This is a genomic window from Streptomyces sp. NBC_01551, from assembly GCF_026339935.1.
Taxonomy (GTDB): Bacteria; Actinomycetota; Actinomycetes; order Streptomycetales; family Streptomycetaceae; genus Streptomyces.
Map to the genome: position 1 here is coordinate 2,476,565 of NZ_JAPEPX010000001.1, position 18,346 is coordinate 2,494,910.

At 72.9% G+C, this 18,346-nt stretch carries 12 protein-coding genes and 1 pseudogene; 6 read left to right on the forward strand and 7 right to left on the reverse strand.

Annotated elements, in window-relative coordinates:
- The first annotated feature begins 76 nt into the window (after positions 1–76).
- The 3 genes from OG982_RS11055 to OG982_RS11065 all read left to right on the forward strand — a co-directional run bounded on the left by OG982_RS11055 (position 77) and on the right by OG982_RS11065 (position 2,443).
- Positions 77–805 (forward strand): hypothetical protein, encoded by a 729-nt coding sequence (locus OG982_RS11055; protein ID WP_266787784.1) that lies wholly within the window; start codon positions 77–79, stop codon positions 803–805.
- Positions 805–1,533 (forward strand): hypothetical protein, encoded by a 729-nt coding sequence (locus OG982_RS11060; RefSeq protein ID WP_266948426.1) that lies wholly within the window; start codon positions 805–807, stop codon positions 1,531–1,533. The genes OG982_RS11055 and OG982_RS11060 overlap by 1 nt, the downstream gene beginning before the upstream one ends.
- Positions 1,534–1,606: 73 nt before the next feature.
- Complete coding sequence (locus OG982_RS11065) at positions 1,607–2,443, forward strand: hypothetical protein (protein ID WP_266787782.1); 837 nt, start codon at positions 1,607–1,609, stop codon at positions 2,441–2,443.
- Positions 2,444–2,502: 59 nt separating this feature from the next.
- Here OG982_RS11065 and mfd read toward each other — a convergent pair whose 3' ends face one another.
- The 3 genes from mfd to OG982_RS11080 all read right to left on the reverse strand — a co-directional run bounded on the left by mfd (position 2,503) and on the right by OG982_RS11080 (position 9,701).
- The gene (gene mfd / locus OG982_RS11070; RefSeq protein ID WP_266787781.1) at positions 2,503–6,036 is read right to left on the reverse strand and encodes a transcription-repair coupling factor; all 3,534 of its coding nucleotides are present in this window, start codon (positions 6,034–6,036) and stop codon (positions 2,503–2,505) included.
- 294 nt (positions 6,037–6,330) lie between these two features.
- On the reverse strand, positions 6,331–8,916 hold the full coding sequence (locus tag OG982_RS11075) for an ABC transporter permease (RefSeq protein ID WP_266787780.1): 2,586 nt from the start codon (positions 8,914–8,916) through the stop codon (positions 6,331–6,333).
- On the reverse strand, positions 8,913–9,701 hold the full coding sequence (locus OG982_RS11080) for an ABC transporter ATP-binding protein (RefSeq protein WP_266787779.1): 789 nt from the start codon (positions 9,699–9,701) through the stop codon (positions 8,913–8,915). Before OG982_RS11080 ends, OG982_RS11075 begins: the two co-directional genes overlap by 4 nt.
- A gap of 325 nt (positions 9,702–10,026) precedes the next feature.
- On the opposite strand from OG982_RS11080, the gene OG982_RS11085 reads away from it, so the two are divergent.
- Both OG982_RS11085 and OG982_RS11090 read left to right on the forward strand, forming a co-directional pair.
- Positions 10,027–11,619, forward strand: a complete 1,593-nt coding sequence (locus tag OG982_RS11085) for an MFS transporter (protein ID WP_266787778.1) — start codon at positions 10,027–10,029, stop codon at positions 11,617–11,619.
- Positions 11,620–11,710: 91 nt separating this feature from the next.
- Positions 11,711–12,634 (forward strand): hypothetical protein, encoded by a 924-nt coding sequence (locus OG982_RS11090; protein WP_266948427.1) that lies wholly within the window; start codon positions 11,711–11,713, stop codon positions 12,632–12,634.
- Positions 12,635–12,659: 25 nt separating this feature from the next.
- Here OG982_RS11090 and OG982_RS31045 read toward each other — a convergent pair whose 3' ends face one another.
- A complete protein-coding gene (locus tag OG982_RS31045; protein WP_353963101.1) occupies positions 12,660–12,845 on the reverse strand; it encodes a CGNR zinc finger domain-containing protein in 186 nt (61 codons plus the stop codon).
- Positions 12,846–12,881: 36 nt separating this feature from the next.
- A pseudogene (locus OG982_RS11100) lies at positions 12,882–13,237 on the reverse strand (ABATE domain-containing protein); the annotation flags it as partial.
- An 81-nt stretch (positions 13,238–13,318) separates the two neighbouring features.
- On the opposite strand from OG982_RS11100, the gene OG982_RS11105 reads away from it, so the two are divergent.
- A complete protein-coding gene (locus OG982_RS11105; protein WP_266948431.1) occupies positions 13,319–14,197 on the forward strand; it encodes an alpha/beta fold hydrolase in 879 nt (292 codons plus the stop codon).
- Positions 14,198–14,763: 566 nt separating this feature from the next.
- Here OG982_RS11105 and OG982_RS11110 read toward each other — a convergent pair.
- A complete protein-coding gene (locus tag OG982_RS11110; protein ID WP_266787774.1) occupies positions 14,764–15,645 on the reverse strand; it encodes a DivIVA domain-containing protein in 882 nt (293 codons plus the stop codon).
- A gap of 147 nt (positions 15,646–15,792) precedes the next feature.
- Positions 15,793–18,345 carry an SUKH-4 family immunity protein gene (locus OG982_RS11115; RefSeq protein ID WP_266948432.1) on the reverse strand — a complete coding sequence of 851 codons (2,553 nt, stop codon included), beginning with the start codon at positions 18,343–18,345 and terminating at the stop codon, positions 15,793–15,795.
- Position 18,346: the final 1 nt, after the last annotated feature.

Sequence of the window (18,346 nt, forward strand, 5' to 3'; positions counted from 1 at the left end):
GTTGACTCGGTTCACAGACTCTGTTGAGATGATCCCGTCAACAGCAAGCAGGCACAGCGAGGCAGGAGTCACACCCATGTCCCACACCCCGCGCACCGCCCGTAACGCCCAGACCGCCCGCCGCACGGTTCTCACGGGATGCGGCGTGCTCTTCGCGCTCGTCGCCGTGAGCGCGTGCGGCGGCGCCGACACCGCGAAGGACGGCGCCAAGAAGCCGGCCGCGTCCAAGAGCGCCCCGAAGGCGGCCGACGGCAAGAAGAAGGCCGCCGAAAGCAAGGACGGGGACCCGGCCGCGGTCGCCGTCAAGGGCAGCGGGACCTTCCAGGTCGGCAAGGACGTCCAGCCCGGCACGTACCGCACCAGCGGCAACAAGAGCGGTGACAACTGCTACTGGGAGCGGGCCAAGGACTCCTCGGGCGAGCTGGAGTCGACGCTTGCCAACGACAACGTCACCGGCACGAGCTACGTGACCGTCAAGGCCACCGACAAGATCTTCAAGTCCAGCGACTGCAAGGGCTGGGAGGCGGTGGACCCCAAGGCCACAAACGGAACCCCTCGTTCCGAGTTCTCCGGTGACGGCGGTATGTTCAAGGTCGGCTCCGACATCGCCCCGGGCACCTACACGTCCGAGGGCCCCGCCGACGGCGGCGCCGGCTGCTACTGGGAACGCGCCAAGAACGCCGACCACGAGCTCGACTCGATCATCGCCAACGAAAACCCCGAAGGCTCGGCGGTCGTGACGATCGGCGCCAAGGACGCCTACTTCAAGACCACCGGCTGCACGAATTGGAAGAAGAGTTCCTGATGCGTTCCACCAGATCCGGCCTGAAGGCCACCGCGGCCACCGCCGCCACCCTCCTCGGCCTGACCGCCCTCACCGGCTGCTTCCCGTCCGGCGACAAGGGCCCCTTCGCCGGCCAGAACGGCTCGCAGGTCGCCGACAAGTCGGTGGCCGCCCTGCGCACCGCCGACTCGCTGACCGTCAAGGGCTCGGTCCGCGACGAGGGCAAGGCGATCCGCCTCGACATGGCCGTCAGCAAGTCCGGCGACTGCAAGGGCACCATGCAGCTGGAGGGCGAGGGCTCCTTCGAGCTGATACGCAACTCCGAGTACGTCTTCATCAAGGCGGACGAGGCCTTCTACCGGACGCAGGTCAAGGACATGCCGAAGGACCAGGCCGACGAGGTCCTGAAGATGCTGGCCGGCCACTGGGTCAAGTCGAAGAACACGACGGAGGACTCCAAGGACCTGGCCGCGATGTGCGACCTGGACGAGCTCCTCAAGGAGTTCGACAAGAGCGCGGGCGCGAAGAAGGGCAAGGTCGTCACGGAGGGCGGCCAGGAGGCGCTGACGCTGGCCACCCGCATCAGCGACGACGACATCGAGACGCTCTACGTCGCCACGAAGGGCACCCCGTACCTGCTGCGGGCCGTCGAGACCGGCAAGGACCCGGCCGACCTCGCCTTCTCCGGGTTCAACGCGCCGGTCAAGGCCGAGGCCCCCACCGGGGACGTCATCGACGCCGACGAGTAACGGGGCGGCGGGCCGGGGGCGGGGCGGCGGTTAGGCTCCAGCGACACATGGTCTTTCCAGGGGGGAACTTCACATGCGCAGCCGCACGGTCGTCACCACGGCGATCGGTACCACTGCCCTGCTCGCGCTGACCGGGTGCCTGCCCGGCGGCGACAAGGCCGCCGTCCTCGGCAAGGCGGCCCGGGCCTCGGCGGGCGCCACCGCCCCGGCGCCCTCCGCCTCGCCTTCCGCCCCGGCCTCCGGCAAGCTCGCGGACCTGTCCGGCCGGGAGATCCTGAGCCAGGCCTACGAGGCCACCCGCAAGGCCGAGTCCGCCCATGTCGTCGCCACGGTGCGGATGGACGGCAAGCCGATGGCCATCGACCTCTCGCTGGACAAGAAGGGCAACTGCAAGGGCGTGATCCGCCTCGACGGCATGGGGAAGATGGACCTCATCAAGTCCGAGGACCTCCTGCACTTCAAGGGCGACGAGGCCTACTGGCGGGGCGCGGCCAAGCTCAAGCACGCGCCGAAGAAGCAGACGGACCAGATGGTGGCGGCGCTCGCCGACCGCTGGGTGAAGGTGTCCACCTCCGATCCGCAGGCCTCCTCGATGGCCGGCATGTGCGACCTGGACAAGCTGACGCGCGACACCGGCCGCAACAGCCTCCTCGCCCGCAAGGGCGCCACGGCCACCGTCGACGGCAAGCCGACGGTGATGGTCACCTCCCCGGTGAAGGAGGGGACGGAGACCGACTACGTGGCCACCGAGGGCACCCCGTACATCCTCAAGTCCACCCTGAGCGGCGACCAGGAGGGCGAGGTCGCGTTCTCGGAGTTCGGCAAGCCCGTCGACGTGACCTCGCCGAAGGACTCCGACGTCCTCGACATGGGCAAGGTGCGCGGCGGCGGCCCGGGCGAAGCGGTCTGACCCGGGCGCGATCGGGCCGCGTGCGGCCGGGGACCACGAGGTCCCCGGCCGCACGCGTCTCAGGAGCCGAGGATCGTGGTGAGGAACTCCCCGGTCCAGGCCAGCAGTTCCCGCCCGACCAGCGGCTTCCCGCCGACCCGGGCGGTCTTCGGCCGCGGGATCAGCACCTGCGAGGTGGCCGGCTTGAGCACCGAGCCCGGGTAGAGGCGCTTCAGGCGCAGCTCCTGCGACTCGCGCAGCTCCACCGGCCCGAAGCGGATGTTGGGGCCCTGGAGGGTGATGTCGCCGACCCCGCAGGCCCGCGCCAGCATCCGCAGCCCCGCCACCAGCAGCAGGTTCTCCACCGGCTCCGGCAGCTTGCCGTAGCGGTCGTGGAGCTCCTCCCGGACGGCCTTGACGTCGGCCTCGGAGTTCGCCGAGGCGATGGACCGGTAGGCCTGCAGGCGCAGCCGCTCGCCGGGCGCGTAGTCGTGCGGGACGTGCGCGTCGACCGGCAGCTCGATCTTGACCTCCAGCGGCGGCTCCTCCTCCACCCCGCCCTCGACGGCGGCCCGGTAGTCGGCCACGGCCTCGCCGACCATGCGGATGTAGAGGTCGAAGCCGACGCCCGCGATGTGGCCGGACTGCTCGCCGCCGAGCAGGTTGCCCGCGCCGCGGATCTCCAGGTCCTTCATCGCCACGTACATGCCGGCGCCCATCTCGGTGTGCTGGGCGATCGTCGCGAGCCGCTCGTGCGCGGTCTCGGTCAGCGGCTTCTCCGGCGGGTAGAGGAAGTACGCGTACCCGCGCTCGCGGCCCCGGCCGACGCGGCCGCGCAGCTGGTGCAGCTGGGAGAGGCCGAAGTTGTCGCCGCGCTCCACGATCAGGGTGTTGGCGTTGGAGATGTCGATGCCGGACTCGACGATCGTCGTCGAGACGAGCACGTCGAACTTCTTCTCCCAGAAGTCCACGACGACCTGTTCCAGGGCCTGTTCGGACATCTGGCCGTGCGCCGTCGCGATCCGCGCCTCGGGCACGATCTCGCGCAGCTTGGCGGCCGCCCGGTCGATGGACTCGACCCGGTTGTGGATGTAGAAGCACTGGCCCTCGCGCAGCAGCTCGCGGCGGATGGCCGCGCCGATCTGCTTCTCCTCGTAGGGGCCGACGAAGGTCAGGACCGGGTGGCGCTCCTCCGGCGGGGTGGTGATCGTCGACATCTCGCGGATGCCGGTCACCGCCATCTCCAGGGTGCGCGGGATCGGGGTCGCGGACATGGTGAGCACGTCCACGTTGGCGCGCAGCTTCTTGAGCTGCTCCTTGTGCTCGACGCCGAAGCGCTGCTCCTCGTCGACGATGACCAGGCCGAGGTCCTTGAACTTCGTCTCCTGCGAGAACAGCCGGTGGGTGCCGATGACGATGTCGACGGCCCCTTCCTTCAGCCCTTCCAGGGTGGCCTTGGACTCGGTGTCGGACTGGAAGCGGGACAGTGCCTTCACGTTGACGGGGAACTGCGCGTACCGCTCGGAGAAGGTCCCGAAGTGCTGCTGCACCAGCAGCGTGGTCGGCACGAGGACCGCGACCTGCTTGCCGTCCTGGACCGCCTTGAAGGCCGCGCGGACCGCGATCTCGGTCTTGCCGTAGCCGACGTCGCCGCAGATCAGGCGGTCCATGGGGACGGACTTCTCCATGTCCTCCTTGACCTCGGCGATGGTGGTGAGCTGGTCGGGCGTCTCCGCGTACGGGAAGGCGTCCTCCAGTTCGCGCTGCCAGGGGGTGTCGGGGCCGAAGGTGTGGCCGGGGGCGGCCATGCGGGCGCTGTAGAGCTTGATGAGGTCGGCGGCGATCTCCTTGACCGCCTTCTTCGCGCGCGCCTTGGTCTTGGTCCAGTCGGCGCCGCCGAGCCGGTGCAGGGTCGGGGCCTCGCCGCCGACGTACTTGGTGACCTGCTCCAGCTGGTCGGTGGGGATGTAGAGGCGGTCGCCGGGCTGGCCGCGCTTGGCCGGGGCGTACTCGACGAGGAGGTACTCGCGGGTGGCGCCCTGGACGGTGCGCTGCACCATCTCGATGTAGCGGCCGACGCCGTGCTGCTCGTGGACGATGTAGTCGCCGACCTCCAGGGTGAGGGGGTCGATGGACTTGCGGCGCCGGGTCGGCATCCGGCCGAGGTCCTTGGTGGCGGTGCGCTGGCCGGTCAGGTCGGTCTCGGTCAGCACGGCGATCTTGAGGGCGGGGTCGACGAACCCGTTGTCGAGGGAGCCGCACGCCACGTGGACGATCGACGGCTCCAGGGTGCGCAGGTCGGCCTCCAGGCGGGCCGCGATGCCCTCGCCGCCGAGCACCTCGACGGTGCGGGCGGCCGGGCCGTGGCCCTCGGTGAGGTAGACGGTGTGCCAGCCGTCGGCGATCCAGCCCTTGGTGTCGGCGAGCGCGCGGGCGGTGTCGCCGCGGTAGGCCTCGGGGGCGTGCATGCCGAGCGCCAGCGTGTCCCCGCCGCCGTCGACCGCGTCGGCGGCGAAGGGGGACACCGACCACCACATCATGCCGAGCTCGCGCGCGTGCTCCCGTACGTCGGCGATCCCGCGCAGCGAGGCCGCGCCGACGTCGATGGGGGCCTGCCCGCCGCCCGCGGTGGCCGCCCAGGAGGCCATCAGGAACTCCTGGCTGGTGGCGACGAGGTCGGCGGCCCGGGTCCGTACCCGCTCCGGATCGCAGACGACGGCCATGGCCCCGGCGGGCAGGACGTCGATCAGCAGTTCCATGTCGTCGACGAGGACCGGCGCGAGGGACTCCATGCCCTCCACGGCGATCCCCTCGGCGATCTTGTTCAGCAGTTCGCCGAGCTCGGGGTGCTCCTCGGCGAGGGCCGCCGCCCGCTCGCGCACCTCGTCGGTCAGCAGCAGCTCGCGGCAGGGCGGCGCCCACAGGCCGTGCTCGGCGACCTCCAGGGAGCGCTGGTCGGCGACCTTGAAATAGCGGATCTCCTCGACGTCGTCGCCCCAGAACTCCACGCGCAGCGGGTGCTCCTCGGTGGGCGGGAACACGTCGAGGATGCCGCCGCGCACGGCGAACTCCCCGCGCTTCTCCACGAGCTCGACGCGTGCGTAGGCGGCGGCCGCCAGGGCCTGCGTCACCTCGCCCAGATCGGCGCTCTCGCCCTGCCGCAGGCTCACCGGTACGAGGTCCCCCAGCCCCTTGACCTGCGGCTGGAGCACGGAGCGGATCGGCGCGACCACGACGGAGACGGGCCCGGCGGCCGGGTCGTCCTTGCTGGGGTGCGCGAGCCGGCGCAGGACGGCGATCCGCCGGCCCACGGTGTCGCTGCGCGGCGAGAGCCGCTCGTGCGGCAGCGTCTCCCAGGACGGGTACTCCGCGACCTCGTCGGGCGGCAGCAGGGAGCGCAGCGCGGCGGCGAGGTCCTCGGCCTCGCGCCCGGTGGCGGTCACCGCGAGCACGGTCCGCTCGGTGCGCCGGGCCAGCGCGGCGATCGCGAAGGGCCGCGCGGCGGGCGGGCCGACGAGGTCCACGTGCATCCGGTTGCCGTCCCCTGCCGCGGTGACCGCCTCGGCGAGGGCGGGGTCCCGGGTGACGGCGTCGAGCAGTCCGTGCAGGCTCATGAATGGAGGCTTCCGTCCGGTGAAGGGGCAACGCGAAGGGCCCGACACGTCGCACGGGCCGGGGGTTCCCACCCTACGACGCCGGTCCGTCACTCGCGCGAGGGATTGAGGTCCCCCCGAGGAGTGAGCGAGCGGGCCCCGACCCCTCGACCCGCCCCGAACCCTCACCCTGCCCCGAACCCTCGACCGGCCTCGCGCCGGTCCCGGCTGAAAGCCCGCCGGCCCCGGACCGCCCTGGGTGGGCGGGCCGGGGCCGGCGGGTCCCCCGTACTACCAGCGGAGCACTCGGCGGAGCTACTCGCTGGCGATCGCGTTCAGGACGTTCATGCGGCCCGCCCGGAAGGCCGGGACCAGGGCGGCGAACAGGCCCACGAAGGCCGAGCCGATGAACACCCCGATGATGGTCGGCCACGGGATCTCCAGGACCTTCAGGCCCTGCAGCTCCAGCAGCTTCTGCGCGGTCGCGCCCCAGCCCATGCCCAGGCCGAGGCCGAGGAGGGCGCCGAAGAGGGCGATGACGACCGACTCCAGGCGGATCATGCGGCGCAGCTGGCGGCGGGAGAGGCCGATGGCGCGCATCAGGCCGATCTCGCGGGTCCGCTCGACCACCGAGAGCGCCAGGGTGTTCACGACACCCAGCACCGCGACGATGATCGCGAGGGCCAGCAGCCCGTAGACCATGTTCAGCAGCGTGCCGACCTGGTCCTTGAGGGCCTGCTTGTAGTCGGCCTGGTTGAGCACCTGGTACTGCGGGTAGTCGGCCAGCGCCTTCTTGACCGCGGTGTACGCGGCCGCGTCGGACTCCCCGTCCTTCGCCGAGGCCAGCAGCATGAACGGCCGCGGCATCTTGTCGGCCGGCACGAACTGCTCGGCCGTCGCGGTGCTGACGTACATCGAGCCCTTGTCGAGGTTGCCCTCGTCGGAGGTGATCGCGACGACCTTCAGCTTGGTCGTCCGACCGCCCTTGAAGGCGACCGCCATCTCGTCGCCGACCTTGACGCGGTGCTCGTCCGCGAAGTCCGAGCCGACCGACATCGCACCCTTGCCGTACGCCGCCGCGTGCTCCCCGGCGATCATCTTGCGCCGGACGTCCTGCGGGTACGTCGGGTCGGTGACGCTCAGGCCGTCGTCCTTGACGCTCCCGTCGGGGGCGGTGACCTTGGCCTCCACCTGGCGGTACGCGGTGACGTGGTCCAGGCCCTTGGTGGCGCGCAGCGCCTCCTCGGCCTGCGGCACGACCGGCTGCCCCGTCTGGGACTGGACGATGTAGTCCGCGCCCACCGACTTGTCGAGCTCGTCGGTGGCGGAGGCCACCATCGAGGAGCCGACCACCGACAGGCAGGCGACCAGCGCCAGCCCGATCATCAGCGCGGCGGCGGTGGCACCGGTACGGCGCGGGTTGCGCAGCGCGTTGCGCTCGGCGAGCCGGCCGACGGACCCGAAGGGCCGCAGCACCGGGCCGGACAGGGCCCGTACGACGACGCCGGCGAGCAGCGGGCCGATGACGATGAACCCGATGAGCGTGAGGACCACGCCCAGGCCCAGCCACATCGATCCGGCGGCGGCCTTCTCCGCGGACCCGGCGAGGAACAGGGCCGCGCCGCCGATGCCGGTCAGGACCAGACCCAGCGCGGCGCGGATGCGGCCGGCCTTCTTGTCGCCGGGGGTGCCCGACTCGCGCAGGGCCGCCATCGGGGAGACCTTGCCTGCCCGGCGGGCCGGGACGAAGGCGGAGACGACGGTGACGACGACACCGAGGAACACGCCGATGACCGGCGTGGTCCAGGCGACGGTCAGATCGTCGGTCGACAGGTGCATGCCCATCTGGCCCATGAGCTTCATCAGGCCGACGGCCAGGCCCACGCCCGCGCCGACGCCCAGCACCGAGCCGACGACACCGAGCAGGAAGGCCTCGACGACCACCGACTTGAGGACCTGGCCGCTGTCCGCGCCGATGGCGCGCATCAGGCCGATCTCACGGGTGCGCTGGGCGACCAGCATCGAGAACGTGTTGAAGATCAGGAAGATGCCGACGAGGAAGGCGATGCCCGCGAAGCCGAGCATCACGTACTTCATGACGTCGAGGAACGAGCCGACGTCCTTGCGGTTGGCGTCAGCGGCTTCCTTGGCGGTCTGGAGCTTGTACGTGTCCGCGCCGACGGCGGCGGCGACGTTGCGCTTGAGCTGCTCGTCGCTCACCCCCTCCTTCGCGACCACGTTGACGTGCGTGAAGGCGTCGGCGGAGCCGAGCAGGCCGCGCTGGGCGGTGGCGGTGTCGAAGTAGACGACGGCCGCGCCCGGGTTGGTCACGGTGAAGGAGGCGATGCCGGAGATCTTGGCGCGGATGTCGCCGGTGACGGCGATCGTGCGCAGCTCGTCGCCCAGCTTCAGGTGGTGCTTCTTCGCGGTGTCGGCGTCGACCATCACCTCGGTGGGGCCGCGCGGGGCCTGACCGGAGGTGATCTTCATGGACTTGAGCTCGTTGTCGCTCCAGTTGCCCGCGATGGTCGGGGCGCCGGTGGTCGAGCCCATGTTCTCGTTCTTGGAGTTGACGACCGTGACGGCCATCGAGACGACGCCGCCCTCGGCGGACTTGACCCCCTGCGCCTTCCCGACCTTCTCGACGGCCGAGGCGGGCAGCGACTCGGGCTTGCCGGTGGCCGCGATCTCCTCGCCGCCCTCGGCCGCCTTCGGGCTGACGGTGACGTTGGAGTTCGTGACCGCGAACAGCTTGTCGAAGGTGGTGTTCATGGTGTCGGTGAACACCAGGGTGCCGCACACGAAGGCGACGGAGAGCAGGACGGCGACGGCGGAGAGCGCCATGCGCCCCTTGTGCGCGACGAAGTTGCGCCGCGAGGTCTTCAGGACGGTGTTGCTCATGAGGTGCGTCCGCGCGCGTCGAAGTCCTTCATGCGGTCGAGGACCTGGTCCGCGGACGGCGCGTACATCTCGTCGACGATCCGGCCGTCGGCCAGGAAGATGACGCGGTCCGCGTACGAGGCGGCCACCGGGTCGTGCGTGACCATGACGATGGTCTGGCCGAGCTCGTCCACGGAGCGGCGCAGGAAGCCGAGCACCTCGGCGCCGGCCCGGGAGTCCAGGTTTCCGGTCGGCTCGTCACCGAAGATGATCTGCGGGCGGGCGGCGAGGGCGCGGGCGACCGCCACGCGCTGCTGCTGGCCGCCGGAGAGCTCGGTCGGGCGGTGCTTGAGGCGCCCCGCGAGGCCGACCGTCTCCACGACCCGGTTCAGCCACTCCGCGTCGGGCTTGCGGCCCGCGATGTCCATGGGGAGCGTGATGTTCTCCAGGGCGTTCAGCGTCGGCAGCAGGTTGAACGCCTGGAAGATGAAGCCGATCCGGTCGCGCCGCAGCTGGGTGAGCTTCTTGTCCTTCAGGCCGGTGATCTCGGTGTCGTCCAGGTGGATCTGGCCGCTGGTGACGGTGTCCAGGCCGGCGAGGCAGTGCATCAGCGTGGACTTGCCGGAGCCCGAGGGGCCCATGATCGCGGTGAACTGGCCGCGGCGGATGTCCACGTCCACCTCGTCGAGGGCGACGACCCGCGTCTCCCCGGAGCCGTAGGCCTTGACGACCTTCCGCGCCCGGGCCGCGACGGCTTCATGCCCTCCAGTACCCCCGTGCCTGGTTTCGGTCATAGCCGTTGTCACGGTGCTTCCCCTCGTTGATGTCCTGCGCCTGCTCTGACGTGGTTGAAGTCTGTTGCCCGGGGGGTCACGAACACCCTGGTGCCCGTGTCCGTATCCGTCCGGGGGTTAACCCCACCCCGGGGCTACCCGCCCCATGTGAATCAGTTAAAGACGCGGAACGTCGCTCTTCGTCCTCCGCCGGGACGAACGGCCCCTGGGCCTCAGTGAGGAGCGCCCCCTAGGGGATGTCAGCCCTGCGGGGGATCCGGTGTAAGGGATACCGTCCGCCCGCCCGGAGTGAGAGGGTGTTCCCCGGCACATGCGTGCAGCATGAAAGGACTTTCGGGTGGGGACAGAGGAGAGCGCCGACCGCATACCCGGGGCGACGGTTTCGGCGGAATCCGCCGAAACCGACGCCGGCGCCGCCGATGCCGGGGCGCCGGCCGGCCGGCCGCCCACCCCCGTGGTGCTGTCCCTGATGCTCGGCATGGCCCTGGTCGCCCTCGACACCAGCATCGTCTCCACCGCCGTGCCCCAGATCGTCGGCGACCTCGGCGGGTTCTCCGTCTTCTCCTGGCTCTTCTCCGGCTATCTGCTCGCCGTCACCGTCACCCTCCCCGTCTACGGCAAGCTGTCCGACACCTTCGGCCGCAAGCCCGTGCTCCTCTTCGGCATCGCCCTGTTCCTCGTCGGCTCGGTGCTGTGCGCGTCCGCCTGGAACATGGCCTCCCTCATCGCCTTCCGGATCGTCCAGGGGCTGGGCGGCGGCGCCCTCCAGGGCACCGTGCAGACCCTGGCCGCCGACCTGTACCCGCTCAAGGACCGGCCCCGCATCCAGGCCCGGATGTCCGCCGTCTGGGCGACGGCCGCCGTGGCGGGCCCGGGGATCGGCGGGCTGCTCGCCTCGTACGCGAACTGGCGCTGGATCTTCCTGCTGAACATCCCGCTGGCCGGCATGGCCCTGTGGATGGTGGCCCGTCACCTCGTCGAGCCCGCACGGTCCGTCGCGCGCCGGGGCCGCATCGACTGGGCCGGCGCCCTCGGCATCTTCGCCTGCGGCGGCCTGCTGCTGTTCGCCCTGGTCCAGGGCGGGGTCGCCTGGCCCTGGCTGTCGGCGCCGTCGCTGGGACTGCTGGGCGCGAGCGCGCTGCTGGGCGGCGTGGTGTTCTGGGTGGAGCGCCGGGCCGAGGAGCCGATCCTGCCCGGGTGGGTGTGGCGCAGGCGGACCATCGCCGCCGTCAACCTGGCCCTGGGAGCGCTCGGGCTGCTGATGGTCGCCCCGATGCTGTTCGTCCCGACGTACGCCCAGTCCGTGCTCGGCCTCGGCCCGACCGGCGCCGGGTTCGTCATGTCCACCATGACCCTGAGCTGGCCCATCTCCGCCGCCCTGAGCCAGCACGTCTACCGGCGCATCGGCTTCCGCAACACCGCCGTGGTCGGCAGCTCGCTGGCCGCCGTGATCCTGTTCTCCTTCACCCTGCTGCCGCCGGACGCCGATCCCTGGCTGCCCGCGCTGATCATGCTGCTGCTGGGCGGGGCGCTGGGGCTGTGCCAGCTCCCGCTGATCATCGGGGTCCAGTCCACCGTGGGCTGGGCGGAGCGCGGGGTCGCGACCGCCTCGATCCTGTTCTCCCGTCAGGTCGGGCAGAGCGTCGGGGCGGCCCTGCTGGGCGCCGTCGCCAACGCGACCATCGCCGCCCGGCTGGCGGACGCCCCGATGCCGGGGCTCCCGGACAAGCTGGACGACGTGACCAAGGCCCTGGAGGCGCCCGCGCGCCTGCCCGCCGCCGGCGCCGGCTACCTGCGCGAGGCCGTGGCCGCCGCCGTGGAGCACGTCTTCTACGGGGCGACGGCGGCCGCCGTACTGGCGCTGCTCGCGCTGCTGTTGCTGGCGCCGCGGCGGTTCCCCGTACTGCCGGAGCAGCACGAGCAGGAGTAGCGGGCCGGGGGTGCCGGGTTGTCATGGCCGGGGCGAGAGGGTATCTCTCTGCCAGGTACCTGATCCCAGGCACCGCATCCGGGGGGACAGCATGACTTCCGCACTCTTCGCACTCGCCTTACTGGCCGCCGTGGCCACCCCGATCGGCCTGCGCCTGCGCCGCGCACCGGGCTTCGTCACCGGCCGCGACGGCCGGCTCTCCACCTCCACCACCCTGGCCCTGGCCTGGACGGTGATCCTGGTCTGGCTGCTGCTCACGATCCTCGCGTACGGCCTGACGGCGGGCGGCGGCGCCGACTACTTCCAGGGGGAGCACGGCCCGCTCTCCTCGCTGACGACGGTCTACCTGCCGCTGCTCGGCGGCCCGTACGTGGCCCTGATCGCCGCCAAGGCGGTCGTCGGCATCCGCGTCGAGAGCGGCACGATGGCCAAGCCCGCGCCGAAGCCCACCGCGACCGGGCGGCGCCCGCTGCGGGAGCTGATCGCGGGCGACGGCGGGCGCACCGACCTCGTCGACCTGCAGTACGTCGCCCTCAGCGCGGTCACCATGCTCTACGTCGCGCTGTTCTTCCTCTCCGACGTGGGCGCGGGCCTGCCGAGGCTGCCCGAGGAGATCTGGGCCCTGACGGGCGCTCCGGCGGGGGCGTACCTGGTGAACAAGATGGCCACCCGGGCCAACCCGGTGATCACCCACGTGAGCGTCGCGGACGGGGACCTGACCGTCGAGGGCGGCGGCTTCGCCCCCGACCAGGCGGGAGTCCCGGCGCGGGTCACGGTCGACGACACCGCGCTGGCGACCACCCCGGACCCGCTGACCGGCGCCCTGACGGGCCCGCTGCCCGAGGGCACGGCGGCCCCGTTCACGGTCGTGGTCACCGCACGGGGGCTGCGCAGCGACCCGTACCGCTACGAGCCGACGGCGGGGCCGGCCGGCCCGGCGGCCAGCCCGGCGACTGCGGGCCCGGCCGGCGCGAGTGCGGGCCCGGCGGCTGCGGGCCCGGCCGGCGCGGCTTAGGCAGCCCGCGGCTCAGGAAGGCAGCTCAGGAAGACTCGGACCCGCCCTTGCCGTGGCGGGCGTAATACCGGGCCACCCGGGCGCGGTTGCCGCAGACCGAGGCCACGCACCAGCGGCGGCGGGGGTTCGCCGGGAGGAACAGCAGGACGCACTCCGCCCCCTCGCACTCCCGGACCTCGCCCACCCGGGGGTCGGTCAGCAGCTCCGCCACCGCCTCGGCCAGCTCCGCCGCGAGCCGCCGGGGCGGGGCCGCCGTGCGGTGCGAGGCGGCCGCGAGGCCCCCGCCCCCGCCCTCGCCCCACACGAGCTCCCGGTGCGCGGGCGCGCCGGCCAGCGCCGCGTTCAGCGCGCGCAGCGCCCGGCCGGGGGCCGTTCACCGCGCCGCGCGGCGGCCAGCGCCGGACTGGCGGCCTCCCGTACGGCGTGCACGGCGGCCACCTCGGCCGCGCCGACCTCGGCGACCGGGGTCAGCCGGCCCGCCTGGGCCTCCAGCCAGGCCGCGAGCCCCGGCGGGGCGGCGATCAGGTCCCCGGACTCGGCGGGCCGGGTGTTGAGCAGGTCCAAGGCCAGGGGTTCACCGGTGAGCGGAAAGGTCACTGTCACGCCACTAATGCTACCCAACCCCCTTGACCCATTACCGCCCCCGGGTCAAACTAATGCCACAGACACCCCTGGAGGCATGTGATGAGCACCGCTGGCGGCACCCTTCCGACTGTCCGGCACCGCACCGTCGAGGTGGCCGGCGTGCGCGTCGCCTACCGCGAGAGCGGCCCCGCGGACGCGCCGGTCATGCTGCTCCTGCACGGCTTCCCGACCTCCTCGCACCAGTTCGCCCGCCTGATGGACGCCCTCGGCGACACCCCGTACCGCCTGATCGCCCCCGACTACCCCGGCTTCGGCCGGACCGAGGCCCCGCAGGGGTTCACGTACACCTTCGACCGGCTCGCGGACATCGTGGAGGGCTTCACCGACGCCCTCGGCCTGGACCGCTTCGCCCTGTACGTCTTCGACTTCGGCGCCCCGGTCGGCCTGCGGGTCGCGGCGCGGCGGCCGGGGCGGGTGACGGCGCTGATCGTGCAGAACGGCAACGCGTACGAGGAGGGACTCTCGGACGCGGCCCGGGAGTTCGCCGGGCTGCGGCGCGAGGTGCCGGGCAACGAGGAGAAGGTGCGGGCCCTGTTCACCGAGGAGGGCACCCGCTTCCAGTACGAGACCGGCGTCGGCGACCCGTCCCTGATCTCGCCGGACTCCTGGACGCTGGACGTCCACTACCTCGGCCTGCCGGGGCGCGCCGACGCGCAGGCCGACCTGGCCTTCGACTACGCCTCGAACTTCGCGCACTACCCGGCCTGGCAGGCGTGGCTGCGCGCGGCGCGGATCCCGGTCCTGGTGCTGTGGGGCGCCGGCGACCCCTTCTTCACCCCGGCGGGGGCGAAGGCCTACCTCCGCGACGCCCCGGACGCGGAGCTCCACCTCTTCGAAGACGCGGGCCACTTCGCCCTGGAAACCCACCTCCCGGCGATCACCCCCCTGATCACCACGTTCCTCAGCCGCCTGCTCTGACCCCGCGGCGCCCCCCGCCCCAACCGATCCCGGTCGAGACCCCGCCACCCCCGGGCGCCACCGCACCGCGACCCCACCGGAGCCGGGCCTCCACGACACCGCGGCGGCACCACACCGGGCCCCACCGGACCGGGGCTCCACGGCGCTGCCGTGCCGGGGCTCCGCCCCGGGGAAGTTCTCCCCGCCCCGCCCTTTCACCGTTTCCCGGGGCAAGCCCCGGACCCCTTCCCATGCTGCGGCGCCGCTGCTGGGGGCCAACCCCCAGACCCCCGCGCCTCAAACGCCGGCGAGGCTGGAATTAAGCCGAGGCCGGAGCTGTCCTAGGGCCGGAGTTGAGGGGGTGGGGGTGGGGTGGGTGTTGTCCGGGACGTAAAACGTGATTTGTGGCGCGGAACGCCGCCGCACGACGACAGCTCCCGAGCAGGCGCCATAAATCATGCAGTCCCGGACAACACCCACCCCACCCCCACCCCGGCCCCGGCACACCCCCGGCAGGGGAGCGGCACCAAGCCACCAGCGCACCGCCAACCGCCCGGCAGCGGCAGCGGCAGCGGCAGCGGCAGCGGTCAGCCCTCCGCCGGCGCGCGCCCCGTCAACGCGGCCAGGCTGGAGCGGACGTGGTTCATGTGCGCCCGCATCTCCTCCTGCGACTCCGCGTGCTCCCGCAGGATCCGCTCCGTCTCCCGCCCCACCCGCTCCTCCCGCACCCGCGCCGCCGCCACCAGCTCCGCACCCCGCGCCTCCGCGTCCTCCTGCCCGTGCCGCGCCGACTCCTCCGCCTCCGCGAACGCCCGCCGCGCCTCCGCCAGACGCGCCTCCGCGTACCGGTCCAGCTCCAGGTGCCTCGCCTCCGACTCCTCCACCCGCGCCGCCAGCTCCCGCTCCGCCGCGTCCCGGCGCTCCACCCGCTCCTGCTCCCGCTCCGCGAGCAACGCCTCCGACCGCCGCACCATCTCCGCCAGCGCCGCCTGACCCTCCGCCCGCCACTGCGCAGCCGCGTCCCGCGCCTCGGCCCGCACCCCGTCCGCCTCCCGCTGCGCCCGCAGCAGCAACTGCCGCGCCCGCACCTCCGTCTGCTCGCGCACCGCCTCCGCGTCCTGCCGCGCCAGCTCCGCCGCCCGGTCCGCATGGGCCTCCGCCGCACCCTGGATGGCCAGGACGTCCGCCCGCGCCTCACCCCGTACCGCCTCGGCCTCCTCCTCCGCCAGCAGCAGGATCCGACGGGCCCGCTCGCTCAAGTCGTCGTACCGCTGCGGAGCCAACGCCGACACCGCTTCCCGCAGCCGCCCCGCCTCCGCCTCCATCCGCTTCGCGAGGACCGTCAGCCGCGCCACCCGCTCCCAGGCCTCGTCCCGGCCGTCCGACAGCCGCGCGAGATACCGGTCGACCTGATCCGTCCGATACCCGCGACCGCGCACGGTCCCGAAGCCCTGGCCGTGAGGTGACATGGGTGCACTCATCCTGGAAGCGCCTCTCTCGCGGGGATTCCTGTCAAGGATGCGTCATTTGCTCCCAGAAGCCGGAATGGCCGGGCCGAGACCCCCCGCAAGGGGTCCCGGCCCGGCCACCGAACCGATCACACGCTCAACAGGCGCTCAGAGCAGCCCGTCCCACATCTGCTCCAGCAACACCGACCACCAGTTCTCCGGCGAAGCCAGCGCCGCGCTGTCCAGGCCCGCCAGATTCGCCTGGAAATCGACGGTCCACCGGCCCGCCTGCTCCGGCGTCAAATGCTGACGCAGCCGCCACATGTGACCCAGCATCGCCAGCGAACGCGCGAACTGCGGCAGGCTCGAATTCACGAACTGCGGCGCCGCCGGCGCACCACCGGGCCCGGCCTCCACCGGGACCGCCACTATGTGCGCCGTCCCGTACTGCACGCACAGCGCCTTGCCGAAGTCGCTGCCGACCACCAGGTACGAACCCGCGTCCGACGCCGCCTGCACCTGCCGCTGCGCGGCCAGCTCGGCCAGCGTCGGCACCGGCGCGCCCGGCACCGCCTGCGCCCAGAAGAACGGCCCGAAGTCCGTCGGCAGACCCGCCCACACCAGGGTCTGAGCCACGATGTCCGGCACGCCCTGGCGGGACACGGCCCGCTGCTCGAACCGGAACACGCCCTGCGGACCGAACGCCCCGACCAGCTCCTGGCCGATGGCCTCCAGCGGAATCGCCGGCTGCAACGGCACCTGAGGCAACGGGGCGCGCACCGGCGCGGGACGCGCCGGACCGTCCGCCACCTGGTGCAGCTCACCCTGGTGGGTGAGCAGGTGCCGCATGCCCTGCTGACGTCCCGCGTGGTCCTTGCCGTACGGGGCCACGCTGGTGATGCGGACCTGCGGCCAGGTCTCCCGGATCATCCGGGCGCAGTAACCGCCGGGCAGCTCACACGACTCCAGCTCGGTGTGCAGCTCCAGCACCTGCTGCGGCGGCACGTTCATGGCGCGCAGCTCGTAAAGGATCTGCCACTCCGGGTGCGGAGTACCGGGCGCCGAGCGGCGGATGAGCTGCTGCTCGGAACCGTCGGGCGCGCGGTAGCGCAGTACGGCCTGGTAGCCGGGGCCGACCGTGGGCGCCCCGGAGGGAGCCGCAGCGGGACCGGGACCCTGCGGCGCCGGACCGGGCGGCTGCGGAACGACACCGGGACCCGCCAGCATCGTCGCGGCGTGATGCGCCCCGCCACCGGGAGCCCCGGGCGCACCCGGCGCACCGGGAGGACCGGGCGGACCGGGAGGCTGCGGAACGACACCGGGACCGGCCAGCATCGTCGCGGCATGATCCAGCCCACCACCGAGCGACCCGGGAGCCCCGGGAGGCCCCGGAGGCGTCGGCGCACCAGGCACCCCGGGCGGACCGGGAGGCCCGGGCGGCGTCGGCGCGGCACCGGGCGCCCCCGGCGGACCGGGAGGACCGGGCCGCTGCACGACGGCCGGACCGGCCAGCATCGTCGCGGCATGATCGAGCCCACCGCCCAGCGACCCGGGAGCCCCGGGGGGCCCGGGCGGCCCAGGAGGCGTCGGCGCACCGGGCACCCCCGGCGGACCGGGAGGACCGGGAGGACCGGGAGGCTGCGGAACGACACCGGGACCGGCCAGCATCGTCGCGGCATGATCCAGCCCGCCACCGAGCGACCCGGGAGCCCCAGGAGGCCCCGGAGGCGTCGGCGCACCGGGCGGACCCGGCGGCTGCGGTACGACACCCGGACCGGCCAGCATCGTCGCGGCATGGTCCACCCCGCCACCGGGCGGCGGCGTCGGCGGACCCGGCGGCGTCCGCGGCGCGGCCTGCGCGCCCGGCCGCTTCACCGTGGCCTTGCCCGTCGGCGCGTCGGCGATGTCCGACGCCCCCGTCACCACGGCGGGCGCGATCGCGGTCGCCGGCAGCCCGCTGCCCCCCGCCATCAGGGTGGTCTTCGCCTCCGGGGCGACCCCGGACGACAGCACGTCCTCCAGGTCCGACCCGGACAACGGCGGCGCGAACACCGTCGCCGGCAACGGTACGGACGCGTCGTCCGCACCGGAGTTCACATCGGTCCCGGCCCACGGCGTGGCCCCGGCCGGAACCCCGTCGTTGGCGGTCGGCTCGTACGCCACCTCGCCGCCCCGCCGCAACGGCACGGGGTCGCCCGGAGCCGGAGCCGGAGAAGCCACGGGCGCGGCCACCGCGGCCGGCACGGGCTCCGCATCCACCGGAGCCGAAACAGCCTCCGCGGCAGAAGCGGCAGGCCCGGCGGGAGCAGCGGGCACAGCAGGCGCGGCAGGCGCGGCCACCGGCGGAATCCCCGCCCGGTCCGCCGCCTCCTGCAACCACGCCGGCGGGCTCAGCATGAACGAGGTCTGCTCCGCGTCGATCCGCGGCGTCGGCACCGAAGCCTCCGCCACCGGCGCGGCCGCGACCCCGTACTCCTCCTCGTACCGGCGGATCACCTCACCCACCGGCAGACCCGGCCACAGCGTCGCCTCACCGCTGTCCCGCGCGATGACCAGCCGCTGCCGGCCACCCCCGGACACCGGACCCGCCGCACGGTCCTCCGCCCACACCACGAACCCGAGCCCGAACTCCCGCACCCGCACCTCACGGTGCTGGTACGCGGGCACGTCCCCGTTGATCCACTCCTCGGCGCGCTCCTGCGCCTGCGCAAACGTCACCATC